The organism is Kitasatospora sp. NPDC088134 (assembly GCF_044741705.1).
Lineage (GTDB): Bacteria > Actinomycetota > Actinomycetes > Streptomycetales > Streptomycetaceae > Kitasatospora.
The window spans coordinates 132,864-141,418 of the sequence record NZ_JBIUTD010000019.1; the positions used below are offsets into that span (position 1 = coordinate 132,864).

General features: G+C 77.7%; 8 protein-coding genes. 5 read left to right on the plus strand and 3 right to left on the minus strand.

Annotated elements, in window-relative coordinates:
• Positions 1 to 139: 139 nt before the first annotated feature.
• Positions 140 to 1,192 carry a hypothetical protein gene (locus tag ACIOHG_RS26365; protein WP_400954086.1) on the minus strand — a complete coding sequence of 351 codons (1,053 nt, stop codon included), beginning with the start codon at positions 1,190 to 1,192 and terminating at the stop codon, positions 140 to 142.
• A gap of 132 nt (positions 1,193 to 1,324) precedes the next feature.
• Between ACIOHG_RS26365 and ACIOHG_RS26370 the strand changes: the two genes are divergently transcribed.
• The gene (locus tag ACIOHG_RS26370; protein WP_400954087.1) at positions 1,325 to 1,894 is read left to right on the plus strand and encodes a HEAT repeat domain-containing protein; all 570 of its coding nucleotides are present in this window, start codon (positions 1,325 to 1,327) and stop codon (positions 1,892 to 1,894) included.
• Positions 1,895 to 1,903: 9 nt separating this feature from the next.
• Here the strand turns inward: ACIOHG_RS26370 and ACIOHG_RS26375 are convergent, their stop codons facing one another.
• Both ACIOHG_RS26375 and ACIOHG_RS26380 read right to left on the minus strand, forming a co-directional pair.
• Positions 1,904 to 2,323, minus strand: a complete 420-nt coding sequence (locus tag ACIOHG_RS26375; protein WP_400954088.1) for a DUF5958 family protein — start codon at positions 2,321 to 2,323, stop codon at positions 1,904 to 1,906.
• Positions 2,324 to 2,351: 28 nt separating this feature from the next.
• Positions 2,352 to 4,784, minus strand: coding sequence for an FUSC family protein (locus ACIOHG_RS26380; protein WP_400954089.1), 2,433 nt, complete (start codon positions 4,782 to 4,784; stop codon positions 2,352 to 2,354).
• 453 nt (positions 4,785 to 5,237) lie between these two features.
• On the opposite strand from ACIOHG_RS26380, the gene ACIOHG_RS26385 reads away from it, so the two are divergent.
• The 4 genes from ACIOHG_RS26385 (at position 5,238) to ACIOHG_RS26400 (ending at position 8,430) form a co-directional block, all read left to right on the plus strand.
• A complete protein-coding gene (locus ACIOHG_RS26385; RefSeq protein WP_400954090.1) occupies positions 5,238 to 6,560 on the plus strand; it encodes an MFS transporter in 1,323 nt (440 codons plus the stop codon).
• Positions 6,561 to 6,594: 34 nt separating this feature from the next.
• Positions 6,595 to 7,422 (plus strand): MarR family transcriptional regulator, encoded by an 828-nt coding sequence (locus ACIOHG_RS26390; RefSeq protein ID WP_400954091.1) that lies wholly within the window; start codon positions 6,595 to 6,597, stop codon positions 7,420 to 7,422.
• A gap of 121 nt (positions 7,423 to 7,543) precedes the next feature.
• Positions 7,544 to 7,813: an acylphosphatase gene (locus ACIOHG_RS26395; RefSeq protein WP_400954092.1), complete on the plus strand. Its 270-nt coding sequence runs from the start codon at positions 7,544 to 7,546 to the stop codon at positions 7,811 to 7,813.
• Between the two features lie 263 nt (positions 7,814 to 8,076).
• Positions 8,077 to 8,430, plus strand: coding sequence for a deoxyxylulose-5-phosphate synthase (locus tag ACIOHG_RS26400; protein WP_400954093.1), 354 nt, complete (start codon positions 8,077 to 8,079; stop codon positions 8,428 to 8,430).
• Positions 8,431 to 8,555: the final 125 nt, after the last annotated feature.

An 8,555-nucleotide genomic window follows, 5' to 3' on the forward strand; every position in this document is an offset into this window, starting at 1 on the left:
GCGGTCCACTCCACGCCCGCGGAGGAGCCAGCCAGGCGCTCGGCCTGCACCGGCCTGCACCGGCCTGCCGGAGCGAGACGCCCACCGCCCCGGCAGGTGGGCGCCTGTTGCACCGCCCCGTCGGGACTTCGACGTCCCGTCAGGCGGTGGTCCGGGCGAGCCGGGCGGCGGCCTCGGCCGGGGGCAGCACGTGCAGGAGTTCGGCCCGGCCGGGCAGCAGCGGGAAGAACCGGTCGGCGTTCCAGCCCCGGCGGTAGGCGGGGGTGTCGAGGACCAGCACGCGTTCGCCGTCGACCACGGGGATGTCCGCGGGCAGGCCCTCGTTCCAGATCCGTTCGCCGTCGGGGGCGAGCAGTTCGAAGGCGCCGTGGGTGTCGACCCCGCTGCGCCCCCGGGCGGGCGCCGGGTCGGTGGCGAGGCGGACGGCCTCGGCGGACGGGGCCTCGCCGGGCAGGTGGCCGCCGCCGATCAGCAGGTGGGCGAGCAGGGTGTGCAGCTGGAAGTTGTCGCCGATGCCCGCGATCCGGATCCGGTAGCCGGTGCCGCTGGGGCGGTGCAGCACGGTGACGGGGACCTCGTCGAGGACCGCCAGCGCGTACCGCAGGCACTTCAGGTCGTGGGCGCCCAGCGCCGCGAGCGCGTCGACGGCGGGCAGCAGCGCCGCGCCGTACCGCTGCCGGACGGCGGTGCTGCGGCACAGCACGGCCAGCGCGGGGGCCTGCCAGTCCTCGATCCCGCACCAGGCGAGGGCCGCCCGCACCGTCTCGTACTCGGCGCCGCCGAGCCGCTCGACCAGGGCCTCGGCCGCGTCCTCGCCGGTCCCGGGCAGCTCGGCGTCCGCGCCGGCCGTCTCCCGCCAGCGCCGGGCCAGCCCGAGCGCGGCCCCGACCTCCTCCTGGACGGCCGTCAGGATCGGCCCGGCGCACGCCTGCGGGTCGGCCCCGCGCTCCACGCAGAACCCGGCCGCCGTGGCCAGCACCGCCCGCGGCCCGGTCTCCGGGAACCCGGCCAGCAACCCGGCCAACCGCGGCCCGGCCGCCCGGCACTCCGCCTCGTCCGCCCCCTGCAGCGCCCCGCCGAGGACCGCGGTGAACGCCCGCTCGGTCCGCTCCGGGTCCCTGGCGGCCACGCCCTGTTCGAGGTCGGTCAGGTACTGGTCGAGGCCCGCGGCCTTCTTCTTCCGGAAGATCACGGCTGCACCGTAGACGCCCGACGCTCACTCGATCAACTGTCCGACGGCGACCGCCCGCGCTGTCGGCCGACACCGCTACCGTGTCCCCGGTCCGACTGCCCGGAGGAACCGTCCGACTGTCCGGAGGAACCGATGGCGCTGCCCGTCCCCGCCGACCTCGACCAGTACCCGGGGGCGCTGGTCGCCGCGGCCTGCGCGGAGTTCGGCACCGAGCACGTGGTCGAGTGGTGCGCCGCCCTGCTGGCGGGCCGGGCCGCGCCGGACGACCCGGAGCGGCCGTCCCTGTACTGGATCGGCGGCCGTCCCGCCGCGGGCACGCTGCGCACGGGACGGACGACCGGCCCCGACCTGAGCCACTGGCCCCGGGTCTGGGCGGCCCGGGCCCTGCGCTACGCGTGGACGCCCGCCGCCGCCCCGGCGGTCGTCGGCGCCCTGGCCGACCCCTCCTGGCGGGTCCGCGAGACCGCCGCCCGGGTGGCCGCCCTCCGGGAGCTCCCCGAAACGGTCGACCTGCTCGCCGCCCTGACCACCGATCAGGTCCCCCGGGTCCGGGCCGCCGCCCTGCACGGCCTCGGCACCCTGGGCGAGGGCGAGCACGCCGAACCGCTCCGCGCCGCCCTCGACGACCCCGCCCCGGCCGTCGCCACCGCCGCCGCCAAGGCCTTGCGCACCCTGTGCCACCGCCTCGACCGCGACCTCTGAGGGCCGTCCTCACACCCCCGGCGCGGCGCCGGCCGGGCTCTCCAGGTGGTGCCAGGCGTGGGTGCAGCCGTCGGCGCAGAAGCGGACGCGGCGGCGGTCGTCGGCGACGGCGAGCAGGGCAACCAGCAGGCGGAAGGACTTGACCCGTTCGTCCGGCGGCAACTGGACGATCCTGGTGAGCTGGGTGCCGAGGTGCCGACCGCGCGCCAGCAGCACCGCCGGGGTGTGGGTGGGGCGGAGGCCGGCCCGGCGGACGCTCTCCGGCGCGTCCTCGGCGAGCGCGCGGGCCTGGTAGCAGTACTCCGCCAGTTCGCGCAGCACGAGGACCTGCTCGGCGCCGTCCAACTCCTGGAACCACCGGACCCCCTGGTCGAGCGGCCTGATCCCCTGCGCCAGCCCGTTCAGCAGCACCGCACGCTCGCCCAGCACCACCCGTACCCCCGTCCCTGCTCCGGTGTCAGCCCGGGACGGTCGTCCTGGCCGGTCGCCGGGTGCGGTCGAGGGTAGCGGGCGGGCGTCCCGGGCGGGCGGGGGCCGTGAGCGCCTGTATCCGGCGGACCTCGGCCCGGACGTCGGCCAGCGCGTCGTCGGCTCCCCCGGCGGGGACGGGCGCCGGGCCGGTACCGGGGCGTCCGTACGGGCCCGGGCGCTCCAGGGCGTCGGCCGCGGCGGCGAGCGTCCCGGTGAGCCGGCGGGCGGTCGTGGCGGCCGGGGCCGGGGTCCCGTGGTCGCGTTCCACGGCGTACGCGGTGGCGGCGTCGGCGAGGCGTTCGGCGTGCACGGTCAGCCGCAGCCAGTCCGGGCCGGGCGGGCCGCCGGGCTGCAGTTCGGCGGCCGCGGTCTCCGCGGCGGCCCGGGCCTGCGCGAGGGTCCGGTAGGCGGCCCGGCGCAGCTCGGTCCGGCGTGCGGCGGCCCCGTCCGGACGCTCGCTCAGCACGTGGTCCAGGTAGCGCTGGGTGTGCCGCAGCGCGTGCGCGGCCCGCTGCCCGACCCGGGCCCGGGTGTCGGCGAGACCCGGCAGGTGCCCGACCAGCAGCACCAGGACGCACGCCAGCGCGGTGTCGACGAGCCGCCCGGCCGCGGCACCCCGGTCCCCGCCGACGGTGACGAAGGCCAGCACGGTCACGGTGATCACGGCGGTCTGCGCGGCGAAGTGCCGCTGCGCGACGGGTATCAGCGCCCCGGCCACCCCCACCGCCCCGACCGGCCACCACGGTGCGGGCAGCACCGGCAGCAGGCCCCCGACCAGCAGCACCCCGGCCACCGTCCCCACGAACCGGTTGACCACCCGCGAGAACAACGGCCCGTAGTCGGGCTTCACCAGGAACGCGGCCGTCACGGGCAGCCAGTACCAGTGCCCGGTCCGCAGCGACAACGCCACCACCGCACTCACCCCGACACACACCGCCACCCGCACCCCGCCCGCCACCCCGGCCCGCCCCCACGGCCGCACCCCGGGCACCGCGCCCGCCTCCCCGCCGGCCCCGTCCCCCTTCCCGGCCGACACTCGGCGCCACCACGCCGCAACGCCCGACGGCTCCTCGACCGCACCCTCCCGTCGCGGCACCGCCACCGCACCCGACGGACCGTCGGCCCCGGCCCGCTCTCCCCCGGTACGTGCTTGTCGGCGGGCCGGGCCCAGGACCCGGGCGGCCAGGGCGCGCCGGGCGACCGCCGTGACGGGGGCCGTTCCGTCGGCAGGGGTGCCGAAGGCGAGCGCGGCGTGCAGGACGGCCCGGTCGAAGGCCGCGGTCGCGGGGGTCGAGACGGCCGGCACCGGCAGCGGGCCGGGCAGCCGGTCGGCGCGGACGGCCTCGGCCAACCGCCGCGGCCCGTCGGCGAGCCGCCCGGGCAGCGGGCGACCGTCGTGCAGCAGCGCGACCCCCGCCTCGCACAGCGCCGAGGCCGCCGCGAGCCGAACCCGCAGCGCATCCACCCGCCCCCGCCCCTCGAACGCCCACCACCCCCGGCCACCGCCCGCCACCTCACCGCTCCCCGCCGCCCCGGCACCTCCCGACGCCTCGTCGGGCCCCACCTGCCCGGCGTCCCAGGACGACCGGCCTCCTCCCGACCACCCGACAGCCCGGTCAACACCTCCCGGCACCTCGTCAGACCCCGGCCACCCGACGCCACCGGACGACCGGCCTCCTCCCGAGCCCCCGACAACCTGCCCAGCACCTCCCGACGCCCCGCAGAGTTCCGCCCACCCGACGCCACCGGACGACCGGCCTCCTCCCGACACCTCGTCAGACCCCGCCCACCCGACGCCACCGGACGACCGGCCTCCTCCCGAGCCCCCGACAACCTGCCCAGCACCTCCCGACGCCCCGTCGGCACCCGCCCACCCCGAGCGGAGGCTCTCGCCGGCCCGGTCGAGGGCGGCGGTGAGCTGCCGGCGGGCGGTCTCGGCGCGGTCGGTCCCGGCCGCGTCCAGCGCGTCAGCGAGGGCGTCGAAGACGGCGGCGACGGCGTGGCGTTCGGCGTGCCGGGGGCGGGGGTGGGTGGTGAGTTGGCGGAGCAGCAGGAGCCAGCCCGCGCCGGAGAGGTAGCAGGCGGCCTTGGCCCAGCCGGGCAGCGGGACGGGCATGCCGCAGCCGAGGGCGGTCAGGACGAGCAGTTGCACGGCGGTGGCGGAGGCGACCGGCCCGGCGACGCTGATCGCGCCGCAGAGCAGCCCGACCGCGCCCAGCAGCGGGACGGCCCACCAGCCGGTGGCGATGCCGATCAGCAGGCCGAGGGCACCGCCGAGCGCGGGGACGGCCTGCTGGACGGCGCCGCCGCGCCGCCCGCCGGGACGGTCGTTGACGCCCGCGAACATCGCGCCGAGCCCGGCCAGGATGCCTTCGGCGGGGCGTCCGGCGGCAACCGCGAGGCCGAGCGGGACGGCCATGCCGGCGGCGCCGCGAACGGTCGCCGCCCAGGGCACCGGACCGCGCTGCCGGCGCAGCGGGTGGGTCAGCCAGTCGGGTCGCGCCCACCGTCCGTCCCGCCGCTCCGCGTCCTGCCCATCCGCGTCCCGTCCGCCCGCACCACGTTCGCGCGCACCGCGCCCGCCCGCGTCTTGCCTGTCCGTGGGAGCCCCTTCCGTCGTGCCGCGCCCGGCCTCCCACCGTAGGGCGGGCTGCTGTCGGAGCCGCTTCGACCGCGTTACGCCGACGTGACACCCGCCCCGAGCAGCCGGCCAGGTCGGCCGGTGGCGCGCCCGTCCCCGGCCCCGTCCCCGGCCCCGTCCTCGTCCCCGGGCCCGTCCCCGGAAAACCCGGTGCGCCCGCACCGGCCGCCCGGCTAGCGTCCGTTCTTTGCCGAAAAACGGACGCTCGGCGGACGGACGGAGTGGATTCTCGTGGCGGGCAAGGGCTTTCGCGGGCTGGGGCGCGCCTTCGGCACGCTCTGGTCGGCGTCGGCGGTGTCGACCCTGGGCGACGGCATCGTGGCGGCGGCCGCGCCCCTGGTGGTGACGTCGCTGACCAGGGACCCGGTGCTGGTCGGCCTGTCGGTGTTCGTGCAGCAGCTGCCGTGGCTGGTGCTGGCGCCGGTCAGCGGCGTACTGGTGGACCGGGTGGACCGGCGGCGGCTGACGGTGGCGATGGACGCGGCGCGGGCGCTGCTGACGGCGGTACTGGCGGCCTCGGTGTTCCTGGACGCGGTCTCGCTGCCGCTGATCTACGCGGTGGGCCTGCTGCTGGGGTCCTGCTCGGCGCTGGGCGACAACGCGTCCTCGGCGATCCTGCCGTCGGTGGTGACCTCGGCGGACCTGCCGCGCGCCAACTCCCTGATGTTCGGGACGTTCTCGGTCCTGAACAAGCTGTGCGGACCGCCGCTCGGCGCGGCCCTGTTCGGGATGGCGGCGGGCCTGCCGATGCTGGTCGACGCGCTGAGCTTCGCGGGCGCGGCGGCCCTGCTCGCCACCCTCCGCCTGGCCGCCGACGCCACCTCCACCACCTCCACCGCCTCCGAGCCGGCGGCCCCAGCGGCGGACGTCCCGATGCGCCGCCGGTTCGCCGAGGGCGTGCGCTGGCTGTGGGGCCAACCGGCCGTCCGGACGCTGACGCTGGCGCTCTGCCTGATGAACGTGACGCTGGTCGCCGGGTTCTCGGTGATGGTGCTCTACGCGCGCGAGCACCTGGGCCTGTCGGACTTCGGCTACGGCGTGCTGCTGGCGGCCTCCGCGGTCGGCGGCCTGCTGGGCGCGGTGGTCGCGCCGCCGCTGCAGGCCCGCTTCTCCGCCTCGGTGCTGCTGCGCACGGGGCTGGTGCTGGAGACGCTGACGCACGTCGGCCTGGCTCTGGCGGGGTCGGCCTGGGTGGCGGGCGCGGTGCTGGCGGTGTTCGGCGTGCACGGCTCGATCTGGATGGGCGTCGACCGGACGCTGGTGCAGCGCGCCGTCCCGGACGGGCTGCGCGGCCGGGTCAACAGCGTCTTCATGGCCCTGGCGGTGGGCGGTTCGGCGCTCGGCGCGCTGATCGGCGGTCCGCTGGCCCGCACCTTCGGCCTGACCGGCCCGTTCTGGTTCTCCGCGGTCGTGATGGCCGCGCTCACCGTCTTCGCCTGGCGCCCGTTCAGCCGCACCATCGACACCGTCCCCGTCCCCGTCCCCGAGCCCGCCGCCACCAACACCACCAGCACCAGCACCACCAGCACCGAGCCGGCCGCGAAGCCGGTCTGACGCCCTGTCACCGGCCGCGGGCATGATGAACGGCATGACGCACACCGCCCGCCGGATGTTCGAGCTCCTGGAGCCGATCTGCCTGGTGACCTACTTCGCCGACGAGTGCAACGAGGAGCTGGCCGCGCTCGGCCACCGCACCTACTGGGACGGCTACTTCGCGTCCCGCGCCGCGCCGCTGGGGCGGGTCCCGGCGGAGGTGGTGGACGCGGCGTTCTACAGCTTCGCCCCGGGCGAGGTGGCCCGGCACATCCCGGGCGCGTGGGAGCGGATCCCGCCGGAGGCGTCCCTCGCGGCCCGGGAGCGCGGCAGCGCGGCCTCGCTGCGGCGCATCCTGGGGCCCGAACTGGCCGACTCCCCGGGGCTGGCGCGCACCGCGGACCTGACCACCAGGGCGGCGCTCGGCGCACCCGTCGCGGGCCGGGTGATGTACGCGGGGATGCGGGCCCTCCCGGTGCCGGCCGACCCGGTCGCCCGGCTGTGGCACTCGGCGACGGTGCTGCGCGAGCACCGCGCGGACGGGCACGTCGCGGCGCTGGTCGGCGCCCGGATCGGCGGCACCGAGGCGCACCTGCTCTCCGCGCTGGCGATGGGCGTCGACCCGCCGGAGTCCTTCGGCCGGGTCCACCACCTGCCGAAGGCCCGGCTGGCCGCCGCCGTGGCGGGGCTGCGCGAGCGCGGCCTGGTCGACGCCGAAGGGCGGTTCACCGGGGCGGGCCGCGCCCTCAAGGACCGGATCGAGGCCCTGACCGACGAGCTGGCCGCCGCGCCGTACGAGGTGCTCTCCCCGGCCGAGTTGGACGAACTGGTCGCCGGGCTGGAACCGCTGACGGCCCGGCTGGTGGCGGCCGGTTCGGCCTGACCGGCCGCCACCCGGCGCGGCCTGCCGCCGCTCCGCGTCCCGGGTGCGGTATACCTGCCGGGGAACGGGTGACGGCGGGTACGAACGGCTTGAACGGCACGAACGGTACGAGGTGGTGCGGGTGGTCCGGCGGCGGGTACTGGTCTCGGGCACGGTGCAGGGCGTCTTCTTCCGCGACTCCTGCCGCCGGGAGGCGGCGGACGCGGGCGTCGCGGGCTGGGTGCGGAACCTGCCGGACGGTCGGGTGGAGGCGGTCTTCGAGGGCGACCCGGCGGCCGTCGACCGCATGCTCGCCTGGGTCCGGCACGGGCCGTCCCGCGCGGTGGTGACGGGCGTCGAGGTGACCGAGGAACCGCCGGAGGGCCTGCTGGTCTTCGCCGTCACCACCTGACGGACCCTCAAGCCCCCGGTGCCGCATCAGGCAACCTTCGCCCTTTCGTGACGACTCGCCCGGGTGCTGCGGATGGCGGCTCCGGGCGATCAGAATGATCACGTGGCTGAACGCGTGCAGGTCCGTGAGACTGGGCCGCACGCAACGCCGGACGGTCCGCACCGGCAAGACCTCCCCCCACTTCAACCACCCCTTCCACCTGACGGGGCGACGGACGGAAAACGCGTCGAGCGGGGGCGCGGTCGCGTCGTACGCTGATCCGCATGGGCTGCACCAGAACCTCCTACGTCTGCCTGCCCTGCCGGGCCTCCTACAAGCAGGCGTACGACACCGGGACCGAGGTGCGCCGCTGCCCGCGCTGCGCCGGGGCCCTGCTGCACGCGGGCTCCGCCTTCGCCGCGCCGCCCCGGCGGGACGCCGCGGCCTGGCGCACCCTCACGCTGCTGCTGAACGCAGGCATCCGCTTCCACAAGGGCTGCTGCGGCGGCCCGGGCTACCGGCCCCGCACCCGCCACGAGGTGCGCGAGCGCACCCTCTACGCCCGTCGCTCGGGCGAACCGCTGGAGCGGGCGCTACTGCACCGTGAGGTCCCGTGGGAGCGCACGACCACCCGGTGAGACGCGGAAGCGGGGGGGGGGGGGGGGGCCCGCCCCCCCCCCCCCCGCCCCCCCCCGGGGGGGGGCGGGGGGGGCGGGGGGGGCGGGCCGGCGGGGGGGGGCGGGGGGCCGGGCGGGGGGGGGCC